Origin of the sequence: Stieleria varia, from assembly GCF_038443385.1 — a bacterium.
In the GTDB taxonomy this organism is placed as follows: Bacteria; Planctomycetota; Planctomycetia; order Pirellulales; family Pirellulaceae; genus Stieleria; species Stieleria varia.
Genome location: NZ_CP151726.1, coordinates 4,996,835 through 5,013,455, shown reverse-complemented (window position 1 = coordinate 5,013,455; position 16,621 = coordinate 4,996,835). Strand labels below are relative to the sequence as shown.

Below are 16,621 nucleotides of genomic sequence, written 5' to 3'. Positions count from 1 at the left end.
GAGAAAAAGGTCCATGAACGAACTGGAGCCAATTGCCGAAAACCGACTTCAACGTAAATGGTCGTTGCGTGAACTGACGGGACGGATGCTTTGGAGTCTTGCATCACCACTGTTTCGGTTTTCTCCGCGACTGCTTTGGGGTTGGCGCAGAGGAATGCTGCGTCTCTTTGGTGCCAAGATTGGCAAGCATGTCCATATTCATTCCAGCGTTCGCGTGTTCATTCCCTGGAACTTGACGATCGGTGACTGGTCTTCCGTTGGGTTCGACTCGGTGCTGTATAACCTTGGACCAATGGTCATCGGCAAGCGAGTCACGATCTCACAACGTTCCCATCTCTGCGGTGGCAGTCATGACCATCGTGATGCGACGTTGCCGCTGATCAAAGCATCCATCGAGATCGCTGATGACGTTTGGGTTTGCACCGACGCGTTTGTGGGGCCGGGCGTGACCGTTGGGCAGGGCGCGGTTGTGGGCGCAAGGGCCGTCGTTGTGCGAGATGTGGACGCCTGGGCGATCGTGGCTGGGAATCCCGCAAAGCAGGTTGGGACGCGTGAGATGTAGTACGTCAGGCTTTCTAGCCTGACATACAGGGGATAGGTCAGGCTAGAAAGCCTGACGTACTAGCGTTCCTGGGACAGCTCCCATTTCTTGACCACGATCATTCGCTCGTAGCATCCCATCATTCGGCAGAATTGCAGACCTGCCCGGCCGTCAAGAAAACCTCGCTTGACGATGTACTGATAGATGAATCGCAGGCTGCCACGACACGGCATCCTGCGCGCTAGCTCCCTTAAGGCACGACGACGCTTGCTCGCGTCGGACTTGATCAAGTCGCTCCACGACAACTGCGTCGCTGAGAGCATCTCCAGTCGTGCTTCCCGTTCCGCGTAGCGTATGTGACGCTGCCACCAGTCGTTCAACCCTCGGCTGAACGGATGATGTACGAACGGTTCTCTGATGGTTCCCATCTCGCCATCGACCTCGGGAACGGGCACTTCACCGTGGCCGCTATCGGCAAACCATGCGCGGTCACGTCGCACGAGTCGCATGATCCAAACCGGAAAGCTGTCGCTACGACGCAGCCAAGCGTCACCCAGCATGGTCTTTCGACAAGTCCGAAAGGCGACGGTATCGTTGGATGCGTCGATAATCGCTCGCTGGATCTCGGCTGCAAACTCCGGCGTTGACACTTCGTCTGCGTCGAGCATCAGCACCCAATCATTTCTGAGTCCACCTTCTCGTAGCGCCCAATTGCGTTGCTGAGCAAAAGACTCAAAGGGATGATCGACCACTCGGGCTCCGTGTAGACGCGCCAGTTCAGCGGTACGGTCCGTCGAACGATCGTCTACGACAACCAACTCTTCGGCCCAATGCAGCGATCCTAGGCATCTCACGATGTTCTGCTCTTCGTTCTTTGCAAGGACGATGACGGAGACAGGAATCCGATGGGTCATTGTGAGCGAAGATCCGTCATAGCTATTATCTCTGGCCGCTGGCGCTGATAGCCTACGATACAGCCTAACTGCCTACGAAAAAAGGCGGGCCGCTGAACACGGTCCGCCTTTTGATCTAGCTGGCTGGTCGATCGATCAAGCAGCGTTTCGTCGACGACGACGCAGAACGAGGGGGCCAAGTGCCAACACAGCAAGTGCGGCAGATGATGGCTCTGGGTTGGCAGTGAATTGCAGGGCGAAGGACTGATTCGGGCCGACCGCACCATCCGCGAAGTCGATCGTGAAGAATGCTGTGACTGTGCTGCCATCGTTGATCAAGTGACCACCACCGCCACTGAGTCCGCCGAATCGCAGCGGACCAGCCGAGTTCGGAAACGGATTCAAGTTGGGAGTTTCAAATGCGAAAGCGCCAGCAGTGCCAGTAGCCGTCGAAAATGGGCCGGGCAAAGCCGGATCTGGGAACAGCTCGAAACGCGTCAGTGCAGCGTTCGGCGTGTTGACCAACTGCATGTCGAAGCCATTGACGTGACCATGGCCCGTGAAGTTGAAGGTGACCGCAAATTCATATTCAGATGCTGTCGTGTTGGTCGCATCCACATTGAACGTGATCAGGTCCGCAATACCTTTGTCCAAGATCGTGAAATTCAGGTTCACACGGTTGGGGTTCGTGCCGAAGGCGCCCGCGAAGTCGTTGTTTCCTTCTGCTCCGGTAATGATAGAACTCGAATTCAACGTCAACCCGCCATTCGCTGTGGTTGTGTTAACGCCAGTGATGGCAACTGCATGGGCGTTGGATTGAACAATGAGGGCTAGCGCGGCGAGGGCAAGAAACGCTCGAAACATGATGTGTGGTCCAATGGTGACGGAAAGCTAGATGGGGGGAGTATGAATGAGGCAAAGTCGCCGGTCAACGAATTTTGATTGAAAAAGTTAAACTTTGCCGAATTTACCACACCGACGCTGAGGGAAATCCCTCTGATTCTGCACAGGTCATTGATCGGCTGATTTTTCAGCAATTCTGCGGTGTTCTTCGGCGAGTTCCGGTAATCCGAGCTGCGTGTAGGCTTCGGCGAGTCCCCGGTGAGTGGTGACACTGCCTCTTAGGCCATTCTCGATCGCAAATTCCAGATCCGCGACGGCTTTTCGCCATTCTTGGATTGCCAGATAGGCCATTCCACGGGTATCCCGCAACGCACTCACCTCAGGGCTTTTCTCGATGATCGGCCCAAGGATTTGCAGGGCTCGCTGTGGTGCTGGAGGGTCAGAATTGAGCAAATACCATGCGAAGTTGTTGGCGACGATGGCTGCATTTGGCATCAATTCGTAGGCACGCTCCAAATGAAACATCGAGGGCTCAACACGGTCGTCCAGAAAACCTCGGGACCCCAGGATCAGGTGGCTCAATCCTAACGCTCGCCCTTCGGCGATGTTTCGATTCAGAAACGCAGCCAACTCCTCGGAAACTTCGTTTCGCTTCCCGAGCAACTGCATCAAGCGATCGAAAAGTTGTATGTCGTTGGAGTAAACCGATAGCGCCTGGGCGAGCAGCGCGAAGCGATTGCGATCGGTTTCGATGTCGTCCCCAATCAGACTGGTTTCCCACTTCACATAGACGGTCGACAGAGCTTTCGAGAATTCAGGCTTGGCAGGTGACTGAGCGATCAATTCCGTCAGGATTTTCGCTGACGTGGGAAACTCCTCCAGGAACGCGTAACAATCAGCGAGTTGGTACCTTGCGTTGAGATTATCGGGGTCCCTAGCTGCTTGCTCCTTTAAGTACTTCAACGCCTTCTCGCCGTGAGCTTTGGCATCGTCTGTTCGTTTCAGGAGCGCCAAGGACTTGGCAAGCCGAAGTTCCAACTCGGGGTGTTGTGGAGTGATATTCGAGAATTCGGCTGCGGCCCTATCTATGCGTCCTGATTGAAAATAGAGCGTGGCCAACGCGGCGCGGATGTTGTCGTTCGTGGGCTCGAGCTGCAAAGCGAGCTTCAATTGATCTTCGCCCGCGATGACGTCATCCATGGTGCGTCTTGGATTGTCGAGCAGTTGAGACGCTCGCCAAAAGTGGGCTCTCGCATAGCGTGCTTCGTCGGGCGGCGCGATTTTTTGGATGATCGTATTTGCTTTGGCTGTCTCGCCGGCTTCTAAGGCTGACATTGCCATTTGAAAAAGTGATGGATCCGTCAGCTCGCGGATTTCCATTGCTCGCTCGTACAGCAATGTCGCTGATTTGTGGTTGCCCGACGCCGCGGCTGCGTCGGCGTGCACGAGATAGCGGCTGCGAATGTCGTTTTCGGAGCTAATCGAGCATGAGATCGCTAGGTAGCCGACCAATAATGCGACCAGCAGGATAGGAATTCCGCCGACCAAATTCCACCACTTCCGACCAGCTGATCGCAGCCAGCCGAAAGTAAAGAATCGACCGCTTCTCGCCATGGTGGCTTTGAAGAATCGAGCAAGCCAACGCCGAGTGCCTCGCCACAGCGATCGGGAAACTGCCAGGAAGCGACCGATGGTTCGATTTGACATGGTTTATTGCTTTGCCTCAAGAACGGACCGCAGCACTTCGCTCTTCAGGTGAGCACGAACCGTCAAGTACAAGTTGGTCAATTCAGCGAGCTGCTGCTCGGAAAAACCGTTGGCGGATTTAGCGAGAAGTTGAAACTGAACAAATGGCGGCGCGGTCCCTTGCCCTGCCGATGCGATGGTGTCCCTGTCGGTGCCGCCGCCGAAGCGTGCCGCCAAACGTTCACCCGCATTTCTTTGCAACAACTCTTTGAGAACCACCGCCACATTGCCTTCCATGTCACTGCAACTGGATAGCAGCAATCCTTCGCCATCGAGCGTTTGCCTCATTCGCGCCAAGCCCATCGGGCCGTCAGGTACGATGCTGAGTCCCCCGATGCCGCTGAGTTGTTCAGCGGTTTGAATCGATTGTTCATAAATGTCCCAACCGACTTGGGTGTAGCACTCACATGCGTCATGAACGCCTTCGTAGGGAAAATCGATCGAGATCATCGCTTGCGTGCCGTCTGGATGGGAGTAAACCCACTGCTGGCTTTCCTGACCGAAAGGATCGCCGGGCACGCGGCGGATGCGTTCGTAATCAAACCGCCTGAATCCACCAAATTGCTCCGGGGCAGCATCGGGGCCGAAATCGGGCAGCGAGAGTGAGTCGTCAAAGAGGTGTGCTACTGTGGGTGGCGCACCGGGCATCGCGAAAACCTGAGCAACGGCCAACAGGGGAAAGCACAAGCCGATGTTCAGCAGTACGATCCGCCAAGCACGCGGGATTCTATGGTTGCTCTCATCGTTCTCGCTTGCCGAACTGGATGCTTTGGTGCTCCGAGGTAGAAACGGCAGCTTGGGATTTGCTCCCAGGATGAATCGCCAAAACTGGTCGGCGGAAAGCACCAAGCCAAGCGACAATCCGAACAGTATGAAACCTAGGTAAGCGTGATTGGGACCTTCACTGAGGTCCATCCGGTATTGAAATCCCAATGCGACCGAGGTCAATCGTGCGACGTTCTCCACCAGCACGATTCCGAACGTCGTCAACAGCAGGACGCCGATGTGGATCCAGTTTCGACCATTGAGTAGACCGAGAAACAGCGCCGCCCCCAACAAGACGTAGAGCGAATGGATACCGCTGCAAGCGTCAGCGATGAACAACTTGCGCTCGGGCAGCTCAATCACGTTGGCGTAGCTGCGATGCAAGACATTGAACTGATCCAGTACCGCGCTGGTCATGTTGGTTGCGTGACCGCGAAGCCACAGGATCAGGTCTTCGTCCATTCCAAAAGGTGGCGGGATCACCACCGCAAACAGGACCCACAGAGGCGCCCATCGCCGAACGCTGTACCAACCGCGAAAGAACCACAGGCAGGGCAAGACAGCAAAGTATGCCGCGACGGCTGCCAGCCACGGGGACCAGACGTACATGGCCACAACGAGACCAAGCAATGCCGCGACTAAACAGCCCAACGGAACGAGCGGACTGCTGAAATCTGTGGCCAAAACACTGATCGGCTCTGCTTCCTGACCCGAGCCCCGCGTGGTCTTACGCTGTTTCGGGGCTGCAATGCCACGAGCAAGCGCGACCGCCGCGATCGGCAACACCGCCAAAAAGTGATAATGGGACTTCTGGGCCAGCTGTAGCACATGCCAATAAAGCAAGGGCAGGAAACCGAGGGCGACCAAAATCGTCAGCAAGTACGGAGATGCCCAAACACCCCCTCTCTCCCTTTCTAAGTCCCCCGATTCGGCTTGGACTTGACCGGAGGTCGACGGGTCATCAGCAGCGGCTAAGGCCAAAGATTCAGGCACGGTTTTGCGAAGTGGATGGTGGGCGGGAGTGTGTGACACGAATGATCCGGTTTTATGGCTTGTTCCAACCGGGGCACACCGAGGGAAGTCAGATGCGATGATCTGTACGACACATCGTTCACGGTTTCTCAAGCGATGCGAAAAATCAAACGCCAAGGGATGGTTTTCAAATAAGTCGTCCATCTGGGCATCGCGCAACGTCCAAAATCGGCGTAAACGGGACATCCCATCGAACGAAAGTTACGTCAGATTCATCGTTCGTTTGGACAGATAGAGAAGAGAGGCGTCACGATTTGTAGCAAGCGAACACAGACCCATTCTCTGGTTTTCCCTCGAAATCCTGCAAGAGCGGCACCGGGGCGTGTACGCTTGTCCATACGCGATCATCAGAAATCCCTTGCCTCCATTTACTCCCACGTTTCAAAAGTCCACAATAGGATACCCACCGCACGAGGGACAATCAGTTGCCTATCCGAGAAACAGCATCGGCCCCCAAACGCTTGCGTGCATACGCCGGTTCGGTGCTGCTTTTTTGGTTCGCAGTCCTGCTGGCTTCCATTCCAGGAACCGTCGCCTATTTGGCGGGATTGCCCAGTCATGACCGCTGGATCACGATTCCCGCGATATTGTTGGCATTGACAGGGCTGGTGGCCAATCGCTGGGACCGAGTTCTGCGGATGCCTTCGAGCGTCTTCTCGGTGATCTTGGTCGCGATGAGTTTGGCATTGGGGGCGTATTCTGGATTTCGATTCTCGCCGGCGCTCTCTGCCCTCGGTTTCCTGCTCGCCGCGACGGCCTGCCTGCGGAGCCAATTTCCTTTTGCGACCACGCGCCAAAGCCTTGTTTATTTGGCGTGGCTACCACTGATGTTGGTGCGTTTTCCTGCTGGTATCACAGACAAATTTCTCACCCGGATGTCAGGCATCTCTGGGGCGATGGCAAGCTGGTTGCTCGATGCGATGGACGTGGTTCACTATGTCCGACAAGACGTCTTGGAGATCAGTGGCGGACCGATCTTTGTCTCGGAAGTCTGCAAAGGGACACCGACGCTCTCTTTGCTATTGATGCTGACGATGATCTGGTTTGTCGTTTTTCGTCGACCAGCGATGATGGCTCCTGTCTATTGGAGTGTCTGTGCAGCATGGCTCGTTGCGGTCAATGCAATTCACGTGACGATCGTGGCTTTGGGGGCGGAGTGGTACGAAGTTGACCCTGCTGATCCAACAATGAACCGATGGCTCGGTGTTGGCTCGTTGGCTTTGGCCATGCTGATGATCTTATCAACGGATCGTCTGTTGGCGATCGCGAGCAATCCGGTACCGGAAACCGAAGCGGGTCGATTGAGCAATCCGTTGTCAATGGGCTGGAATTGGCTGATGGCTTGGGGCACGGCGTTGGAGAAAGAACTGGATTCCCAATGGCATCCATCCGAAATGGACCAGCCGGGCATTCCGCCCATCGTTTGGACCAAAACCATGCTTTGGGCCGCGATGCTTTTTGCCGTACCCATTGCTTCATTGGGCGTCCTGACGACAACCATGAATTGGACACAGGCTTTCCCCATGCCCGCAGCGATCACGCCCTGGGCGGAGTCAACCGAGATGGACGAGTTGCTGGCTCGATACGCATTGATTCGTGGCCAATCACTACAAAGTGTCGACGAACATCGTGACTTAAAATACACCGATGTTTGGTCAGGCGAGTTCCAAGGCTCGCCAATCCTGATCTCGATTAGTCAACCCTATCAGGATTGGCATGATTTACGTCGATACTACACTGCGAATGACTGGAGGGTTCAAGAATGGAATGCTGCGTGGCGAAACGTCGATGCAAATGATCCGATGGAATCTCCGTCGATCGCGCGAGCACTGTTCACGAATTCAACGGGAGTCAGGGGGCACTTGTTCTTTGATGCCGTCGATGGATACGGAGGGCGATTGGGTGTTCCGCTGATCGGTGCAGTCAATGCGATGTATAGAAGCGATACCGACTTAGAAAATCGAGCGAAGGAAGGTGCGGGCGGAAAACTGATGTTGCAGCTTTGGTACGAGTCAGCCCAACCCATTTCGGACGACCAGTTGTTCGAGCTGGGGCGTCGATTCCATCAATTTCGGTCGGTCGTTCAGCAATCTCTGACTTGGCACAAGACGAAATACACGCAAGCAGATTTCTCGTCGTCCAACACCCCGCGTCGCACCGCGCGCGCAATGTTTTCGGGTAAAACGGTCCACGATGTGATGTCGGAGGCCGTGAAATGAGCTCTCTGAGCGAGTTCTGGGAACGGGCAACGGACCGATGGATGTCTGTCAGACGCGCGCTGCGGCTGCCACGGATTTCTACACTGTGGGATTCCTTCGATCATTCTGGACCGTTGTCCGACAGCGACTGGTTGATTCGTTTGAGACGCAAATGGTCAGACGATGATCAAGAACTGAAATTGTTAGGACTCATCAATCCGTTTTCTTGGCTCGCCTGGACGATGCAATTCATCGTTCGCTGGTTTGCTACACGGGATGTCAAGTCGATCCTGCCAGCCGTTCCAGCGATCGCAGTTGCATCGACGCTGACTGCCTTAGCTCTCATTGCGATCCTGCGGGACGATTCACAGAGCGAAACGACCTACGGGGACGTGTTGACGAACGCCATTCGTGAGTCGGAGACGCGACGAGCCGAGATCGCCGCCGAGCGACTCTTGGTGCTCGCTCCTGAAAATCCGGGCTATCGATTCCAATTAGCGTTGTTGTATCAACTGCAGGGCCATCCGACAGATGCAATGGCGATCATGAATCAACTAGCGATGTCGGACCAGTATTCGCCGGCGGCATTGTGGGTTCTGGATTCGATGATGTTTGTTAACGCCTCTGATGGTATCGCGCCGCGAGGCGGTACGATGGTTCGCGAGGGCATGACGCGTCGCACCCAATGGTCCGATTCCCAGCGTGAAATGATCGATCGTTTGTATCAGATCACAAAGGGAAGACTGCCCGAAAAGGAATCTCGATATGCGAGCGAGTTGTATGCCCATTTCCTGATGGACACCGGTGCGACGAAGCCGGCGGCGGAGATGTTTGACGAACTTGCTAGGCAAGATCGATCGCAGAGTTTGCAAGCTGCCCAACTGATGGCGGAATTGGGCGATCAGCAAAACGCCAACAGGCTAGCCAAGGAAGCCGTTACTCATTTGCAAGCCACCATTCGTGAAACCCCTGCTGATGTCGAAAGCAGGTTGGGGCTGGCCAGGGCGTTTGCTATCCGCGGCGAGCACCATCTCGCGTACAAGACGCTTAGCGAAGGCATGCGAGTCGCAGAGGACGAGCGGCTTCGGTGGCCATGCGCCGAAGCTTTGCTGACGATGAGCGAAAAACTGGGGGCGTCTGTCGACAATTCAGAATCGTTTCTGCAAAGGGCCAACATCGTCGCTCAAGCTGCTCTGGTCGCCCCGGATCACGTCGACGTCCGTCAGGCCCTCTTGCAACTCGCCCATGACTCGCCGTCAGTCGATCTTAGCAACACAGCAGCAGCGCACTTGGCGATGCTCCGTGACAACTCGAACCAGCGAGCCCATTTGATCGAAGCGATCGTGTTTCTATTGGCCGGTGACGAATCGAAGGCGCGTCCTCACTTGGATTTGGCATTCCGGCGTGAATCTGAAGCGGACGCGATTCACCTGGTCTCTGTTCTCGCCGGTTTGCTGGGCGTTGGAGATCCCGGCAATCAAAAGCAAGGGCTCAAACTGCTCAACCAGACCCTGCAACGCTGCCCAGATGACTGGAGATTGCTGTTGGCTCGCGGGAAGCTCCTGCACAGGATGGGGGAGGCCCAAGCCGCTAGGGCGGATCTGGAACGTGTCTTGGCCTGTTCGGACAGCGAGCGGACATGTCACGAATTGCTGGCGGAGATTTTCCGCGAGATCGGCGATGATTCCTCGGCAGCCAAGCACTCCCAGCTCGCGAACGAAGCCGATCGGACGGTGAATGTTCGTTCAGGGGAACTAACGTCGCCGGTTAACGTCTCAGAGAACTAAAGTCGAATCGCTGAAAATCCGTGTTTTTCCGATGCGGGCAATAGGTATTTGACGGTGGTAGCGGTAAAAAGCCCCCTTGGCGGTTTGCCGTGGAAGCTTTTGACAAAAATGGCGGTAAACCCACAATCGTTCTCTGGGCAGTGTCCGAATAACAGTTTGAAGGGTCGTAACGCGCAACCATCACATTTGCCAGAACAGTTGTCTGTAAGTTTCGGTCTACCGTCATTCTCTGCCATATTGGTCAGGGGCGGCATAGCTCACGTGTAGACTGCTCACGTGTAGACTAGGGAGTGCTCTGGCGATTCTCCAGAGGTCGCGTCCCGAGGGGCTGATGTCCTCGACGTTCACTACCGCAGACTGCCACCATCACATTTCGTCCCAATGATCTAAGATTGATTCATGTTGGAACAAGACATTCACCAGATCAATGACGCCGCCGCTGGCGAGGATCTGCCTGGCCTGTCCGGCGAGTCAATGCTGACCGTACTTTGGCGGTTCAAGTGGTTGCTGGTAATTTTTACCGCAGTCGGACTCGGTGTGGGATACTGGGTATACCAGCGAAAGCCGACCACGTACATGGCTTCCTCGAAACTGATGTTTCGCAGCGACAAGCCGCTGATTTTGAATTCGCAGACCGGTGTGATGGAAGGCGGTATCCCTAGCGGCAACATCATGCAGTCGGTGATCACGTCGGACTCGATCATGGCGAGCGTCGCGCAAGATCCTGCGTTGACGCTGCTGCCGTCGATGACAGGAAAGTCGGTAGCGCAGATCGCCGCGACGATCCGCAGTGGAGTTCGATTTCAAACGATCACCAACGCCGCCGATTCTCGCGACCGAATGATTGCCTCGCTGAGTTTCGAAGGTGGCGATCCCGCGCTCTGCGTTGCCGCCGTCAACGTGATGAGCGCTGCAATCAGCGACCACTTTGACGCCGAACGCGAATCGCAACTCGACAACCTCGGCAAGCTGGTCAATCAAGCCTACAACGACTTGTTACCAAAGTACGAGGAACTGGTTGAGGAATACCACGAGTTCCAAGAAAACTCGCCACTGAAATGGGACAAAGATCGCCAGGTCATCAATCCCCACCGCGAACGACAGCTTCGACTGCAAGCGGAACGTGAGGACTTGGAATCCGAGGCAATGAAGTATGAGCGGGAACTGAAGACCGCGGACCTGATCCGACAGCAAAATCCTGACCCGATCATGGTGGCACAAATGATCGGTGGGAGCGCTGGGCTGGGCGACCCCAATCGCTTTTCTGAGATCCAGTCCCCCATGGCAGCGAACGTCTTGGGCTTGGGTGACGACTTGGAATTGGAGCGTCTGGGAGTGGAGCAGCAGCTTGTGCCATTGGAGACCGAGCGTGCTGAGTTGATTTCACAGTTCGGTGACAATCACCCGCAAGTGGTTTCCATTACCAGCAAGATCGAAAACATTCGGCGGCGACTGAATGAGTTGGAATCACAGAAGGCGGCACGTCAGGCCCAATTGCGGGCTGAAATCAAGACGACGGACATCAACACATTGCGACTGAAAGAGCGGCAAGAACGTGCCTCGAGTTTTGTGGCCGCGTACATGGGCGGCTTGGCTCAGCGTTTGACGGTCCTACAAGAAGATATGCGTGAGTTGGATCAAAAAATCGCTACGGAAGAGGCACTCGCCGACCAGTTGCACAAAGCCGAGAACACCGACAAAGCGTTCAATCGCAAGATGGATTTCCTGAAGGGAATGCTGGATGAGTTGGATCAACGGATCGAAGAACTCGACTTGGCCAACACCAACGGCGGCATCGTCGTCGAACCTTTGCTCAACACGGGCAACGCGTATGTGACCGGCCCTGACTTGAAAAAGGACTTGATCCTGTTCGGAATGCTCGGGCTCGGTTTGAGTGGTTTGATGGCGATGTTGTTCGAAGCCGGTGCGAAGATGTTCCGCAGTGCAGAGGAAATCCAAAAGGAACTGCGGTTGCCGGTTCTGTCGCACATCCCGTTGGACGAAAGCCGTGTCCAACAAGGCAAGACCGTGATGGACAAAGAGCTTTCTCGGCTCGATCCCAAACTCTCCGTCGTCCACCGGCCGTATTCCTCATCCGCAGAAGCGATTCGAGGGATTCGCACGGCGTTGTTCTTCGATCGACGCGCCTACGACAGCAAGGTATTCCAAATCACTAGCCCATTGCCGGGTGACGGAAAAAGCACGATCGCAGCCAATATCGGTTGCTCGATTGCTCAGTCGGGCAAGAAAGTCCTGCTCATCGACTTGGACTTGCGAAGTCCTCGGATGTCACTGCGATTCAATTTGCAATCCGATGTCGGTCTGACAAACGTGCTCAATGGTGAGATGAGCCCCGGCGCTGCCGTTCACGAAACACCTATCGAGAACCTCGACATCATGGCTTGTGGCCCTCTGCCGGCAAACCCCGCGGAAGCTCTCACGATCGCCGAGCTCAGCGATGTCTTTGATTGGGCTCGGGCCAACTACGACTTTGTCATCGTCGACACGCCACCGTTGCTGATGGTCAGCGACCCGGCCGTGGTCACGACTTACGTTGACGCCGCGATGCTGGTGATGCGGATTCGTCGTCGGTGCAAACCGAATGCAAAAGAGTCCGTTGCCATGCTGCGATCCGCCGGCGTGCGAATCGTCGGAGTTGTGGTCAACAAGATCGACGAAGTCAGCGGTAGTGCGTCGTACAAGGCGAGTGCCAGCGGCAGCTACCAATCGATCGGCTACGGTTACGGCGATAAATACCGTCAACGCTACCAAAAGGAAGCCAACGCGACCGACACGTACATCGTCAAAGGCAAATCGGATGAAGCTCCGACAGTGGTCGCTCCGCCCGATGTCTCACCGACGTTGATCACTGGATCAACCAACGCAGAGTCCACGCCGGACGAAAGCTATTCGTCCCGCTAGGCACGATTGATCGTGCTGGAGCCGTTAGGAACGATCAAACTTTATGTGGCGTTATTGTAGTGGATCTTGTTAAAGATCCCTCCGCTCCGGGATCTTTAACAAGATCCACTACGCCAATCATTACCTTGCCACCCGAAAACCACGCTGCCAGGGATGGTGTTCGGGTTCCGCCCGCCATGTTCTTGCTTCACGAAACGGTAATCCGCTTCGGCTTCTCCATTCTGATTCGTGGCACATCGCATTTCCCGTGGTGTTTCGTCGGCTCGGTGGGGTATACTGTCGTTTACCCACCTCACCGTTGCCCACCAAGATAACGATACACAACGCAATCTGTCGTGCTTCAACGGCAACGCATCGTGTTCGTCTGAAATCATGCTCGATCTTCGATCCACGATCCCGCCCCTACTGTGTTTGATCATCTGCACGCAGAATCTGCCTTCATGTTTGGCTGACGATCCAGCAATGGATCAGGCATCCATAAGCTTTGTGCAACGCTTTTGTGTGGACTGCCATACAGGGCAGGATGCCGAATCGGGTTTGGACTTGCAAACCTTTCATTCCAAGGATGATGTCACGAGTTCTATCAAAGCATGGAACCGAATCGCACAGAGGGTTGCCGAACGTCAGATGCCTCCCAAAGACAGCGAGGCACCGAGCGATGCAGAACGCGACGCATTTGTGAAATGGGTTCGCTCGACCATTCACACTGCTGTCTGCGACGATGGAGTCTCTCCTGGTGGACCGATGCTGAGACGGCTCAACCGCACCGAGTACGCCAACACGGTGCGTGATTTGCTCGGCATTCACGTCAACGCTGCTCACGCGTTGCCGATCGACGGAGCGGGCGGTGAAGGATTTGACAATGCGGCAGAGACACTTTTTATCTCGCCGATCTATGCCGAAAAGTATATCGACGCGGCGCGATCGGCTTTGGGGCATGCGTTGACCGATCCCGGATCACGCAAGCGTTTGATTGTGGCGCAGCCCTCCAACGATCGTTCTCCGAGCGATGCAGCCAGAGTCGTCTTGACCAAGTTCCTGCCGCGTGCCTTTCGACGTGCGGTAGCTGAAAGCGAAGTCCAAGAGTACGTTGACCTCTTCGATGCTGCCTATGAAACCGATTCGTCTTTCGATTCGAGCATCCAGTTTGCACTGGAAGCCGCGATGGTGTCACCCAAGTTTATCTTTTTGTGGGAAGCACCCAATGAGACCGACGCACCTGTCCTGATCTCAGACCATGAGCTTGCCACACGACTATCCTACTTTCTGTGGGCGTCGATGCCGGATGAGGAGCTGTTGCGTTTGGCGGAGCAAGGCAAGTTGCACGATGAGAACGTACTTGCACAGCAAGTGGCGAGGATGTTGCAGAGCCCCGTCGACGGTCGAGGGCTTCGGCGTGATTCCAAGGTTCGTGAGTTCGCAAGGAGTTTCACTGAGCAGTGGTTGGGGACGCGGGCGTTGGGACGAGAGTTCAAACCCGACGAGACGGTATTTGGTCGTTTCGATTCCGAACTCGAGGGCGGGATGAAATACGAACCGGTTTTCTTTTTTGAAGACCTGCTGGCCGACAATCGCTCGTTGCTAAATCTGATCGATTCCGATTTCACCTACGTCAATTCAAAACTTGCACGGCATTATGGGATCAAAGGTGAGTTCCGCGAGCAGCCCAAACGAACGACTTTACCGGACGGTAGCCACCGCGGCGGTTTGACCGGCATGAGCGCCGTCTTGGCGGTTTCTTCGTATGCCCATCGAACCAGCCCGGTGCTGAGGGGCAAATGGATCCTGGAAACACTCTTGGGCACGCCGCCACCACCACCGCCGCCGGGTGTGCCCGCTCTGGAAGAGTCCAAAGAAGCCAGCCAACCAAAATCACTACGGGAACGACTGGAGCGACACCGTACCGATCCCACCTGTGCATCCTGTCATGATGCCATGGATCCACTCGGTTTTGGTTTGGAGAACTATGATGTCCTGGGGCGATGGAGGGACAAAGCCGATGGGATTGCGATTGACGCCAGTGGTGAGCTGCCCAGCGGCGAAACCTTTGATGGTCCAGAAGCGTTGAAACGATTGCTGATGGAGCGGAAAGACCTGTTTATCAGACATTTGACCACCAAAATGCTCGGTTATGCACTGGCGCGAGGTTTGACCAACGAAGACGAGTGTGTGGTGGAATCGATTGGCGAAAAGTTGGCAGCAGATGATTATCGAGCACAAACACTGGTGCTGGAGATCGTCAAAAGCGTTCCTTTTCGCTACAAACAAGGGCGTTCGGATCGTGCGGTAGCGGTGAACGTGTCGGTTGGCAATTCAAACAAGGAGTCCGAATGATGGGGAATGAAATGAATCGAAAACTGGTGTTTCTCGACGACGACCGCAACAAAGGATTCCCGCTCTCCCGCCGAACGCTGTTGCGTGGCGTAGGCGCAGGTCTTGCGCTGCCGTGGCTGGAGGCGATGATGCCCAGCCGAGCCGATGCGGCAGAGGCTGATGGAAAACCGCCGAGCGATGCACCTCTCCGATTGGCAGCCTTGTTCGCACCCAATGGCGTTCGCGCCGACATGTGGACACCGGACGGAACAGGCAGTGATTTCAAATGGTCTCCGACGCTGGAGCCGCTGTCGGACCTAAAAGACCAGTTATTGATCTTTTCTAATCTGTGGAATCAAGCCAGTGATTTCGGCGATGGACACTATGTAAAGACTTCCGGTTTTCTGACTTGCACCACCATCAACAAATCTCTCGGCATCGATCTCAATTGCAATGGTCGGTCGATGGATCAAGTCGCGGCGGATCACTTGGGCGCACTCACGCCGCTGCGATCCTTGGAACTGGGCATCGACCCAGTGACCACGGGTGTTGACACCAATGTCGGATACACTCGGGTTTACGGATCGCACATCGCTTGGAACGGTCCAACCAGTCCGCTGGCCAAAGAGCTCGACCCACGGTTGGTGTTTGATCGACTGTTTCGCGCAGCGAACCCGTCCCAAGCCAGCACGCGTCGTGATTCTCTGTTGCTGGATCGAGTACTCGGTGATACCAATGAGTTGAATCGGCGGCTCGGCTCAGCAGATCGGCAGCGAATGGAGGAGTACCTGCAGTCGGTTCGCTCGATCGAAGAACGACTTCAGAACCAACAGTCCGGAGCAGACCGCCACTGGAAACCACTTGCGCAGCTCGATCCGGCGCAGCGTCCGCCGGAGGATCGTCCCGACGAGTATCAGCAACAAGTCCGATTGATGTTGGACATGATCGCGTTGGCGTTTCAGACCGATACGACTCGTGTGTGCACGTTCATGTTCGGCAACGCAGTCAGTTCACGGAATTTTTCATTCCTGGACGGCGTCACCGGCGGACACCATGACAACTCACACCACCAGAACGAAGAAGACAAGTTGCGTCAGTATCAACTGATCACTCAATGGCATGTCCAACAGTACGCCTATCTGTTGCAAAAGCTCAATGGCATGAAAGAGCGGGAATCAACGGTCTTGGACAACTCGATGATTCTGTACGGATCGGGTCTGCGAGACGGGAACAGCCACAGCCCACATGATTTGCCGATCCTGCTGGGCGGCAGGGCTGGTGGCCGATTGGCGAGCGGCCAGCACTTGTCCTACGGCAAAGACACGCCGTTGTCGAATCTGTACACATCGATGTTGACAGCGTTGGGTACCGGCGAGAAGAGTTTTGCGGACAGCACAGGTGTACTGCCCGGCGTGCTGGCGTAGGTTCCGGATGCATCAACGCGGGTATACCCGTGGCCTTAGCTGTTCAAAATTTGGCGTTGTGGCACTCTGCCGCTCCGCAAGTTTCTGTCACCTCTCCCGGCGCAGCTGGTGGCCCCAGTGAGCCTCAGGCGCTAGCCGTGGGCCTGAGGCGGATTGT

General features: G+C 55.4%; 10 protein-coding genes. 6 read left to right on the top strand and 4 right to left on the bottom strand.

The window, feature by feature from the left end; genetic code table 11:
* Positions 1-13 precede the first annotated feature (13 nt).
* Complete coding sequence (locus tag Pla52nx_RS16845; RefSeq protein WP_146519107.1) at positions 14-562, top strand: putative colanic acid biosynthesis acetyltransferase; 549 nt, start codon at positions 14-16, stop codon at positions 560-562.
* Between the two features lie 59 nt (positions 563-621).
* Here the strand turns inward: Pla52nx_RS16845 and Pla52nx_RS16840 are convergent, their stop codons facing one another.
* The 4 genes from Pla52nx_RS16840 to xrtU (Pla52nx_RS16825) all read right to left on the bottom strand — a co-directional run bounded on the left by Pla52nx_RS16840 (position 622) and on the right by xrtU (Pla52nx_RS16825) (position 5,781).
* On the bottom strand, positions 622-1,455 hold the full coding sequence (locus Pla52nx_RS16840; protein WP_146519106.1) for a glycosyltransferase family 2 protein: 834 nt from the start codon (positions 1,453-1,455) through the stop codon (positions 622-624).
* A 135-nt stretch (positions 1,456-1,590) separates the two neighbouring features.
* Positions 1,591-2,187 (bottom strand): hypothetical protein, encoded by a 597-nt coding sequence (locus tag Pla52nx_RS16835; protein ID WP_342190175.1) that lies wholly within the window; start codon positions 2,185-2,187, stop codon positions 1,591-1,593.
* Between the two features lie 258 nt (positions 2,188-2,445).
* Positions 2,446-3,984, bottom strand: coding sequence for a tetratricopeptide repeat protein (locus Pla52nx_RS16830; protein WP_146519104.1), 1,539 nt, complete (start codon positions 3,982-3,984; stop codon positions 2,446-2,448).
* 3 nt (positions 3,985-3,987) lie between these two features.
* The gene (gene xrtU, locus Pla52nx_RS16825; RefSeq protein WP_342190174.1) at positions 3,988-5,781 is read right to left on the bottom strand and encodes an exosortase U; all 1,794 of its coding nucleotides are present in this window, start codon (positions 5,779-5,781) and stop codon (positions 3,988-3,990) included.
* 464 nt (positions 5,782-6,245) lie between these two features.
* Here xrtU (Pla52nx_RS16825) and xrtU (Pla52nx_RS16820) point away from each other — a divergent pair, with 464 nt between their 5' ends.
* From xrtU (Pla52nx_RS16820) to Pla52nx_RS16800, 5 genes are all read left to right on the top strand, one after another.
* Entirely contained in the window at positions 6,246-8,039 is a 1,794-nt protein-coding gene (gene xrtU, locus Pla52nx_RS16820) for an exosortase U (RefSeq protein WP_146519102.1), read from the top strand.
* Positions 8,036-9,805 (top strand): tetratricopeptide repeat protein, encoded by a 1,770-nt coding sequence (locus Pla52nx_RS16815; RefSeq protein ID WP_146519101.1) that lies wholly within the window; start codon positions 8,036-8,038, stop codon positions 9,803-9,805. The genes xrtU (Pla52nx_RS16820) and Pla52nx_RS16815 overlap by 4 nt, the downstream gene beginning before the upstream one ends.
* Before the next feature lie 399 nt (positions 9,806-10,204).
* The gene (locus Pla52nx_RS16810; protein WP_146519100.1) at positions 10,205-12,727 is read left to right on the top strand and encodes a polysaccharide biosynthesis tyrosine autokinase; all 2,523 of its coding nucleotides are present in this window, start codon (positions 10,205-10,207) and stop codon (positions 12,725-12,727) included.
* A 462-nt stretch (positions 12,728-13,189) separates the two neighbouring features.
* Entirely contained in the window at positions 13,190-15,061 is a 1,872-nt protein-coding gene (locus Pla52nx_RS16805; protein ID WP_197454390.1) for a DUF1592 domain-containing protein, read from the top strand.
* Positions 15,062-15,072: 11 nt separating this feature from the next.
* On the top strand, positions 15,073-16,464 hold the full coding sequence (locus tag Pla52nx_RS16800) for a DUF1552 domain-containing protein (RefSeq protein ID WP_146519098.1): 1,392 nt from the start codon (positions 15,073-15,075) through the stop codon (positions 16,462-16,464).
* Positions 16,465-16,621: the final 157 nt, after the last annotated feature.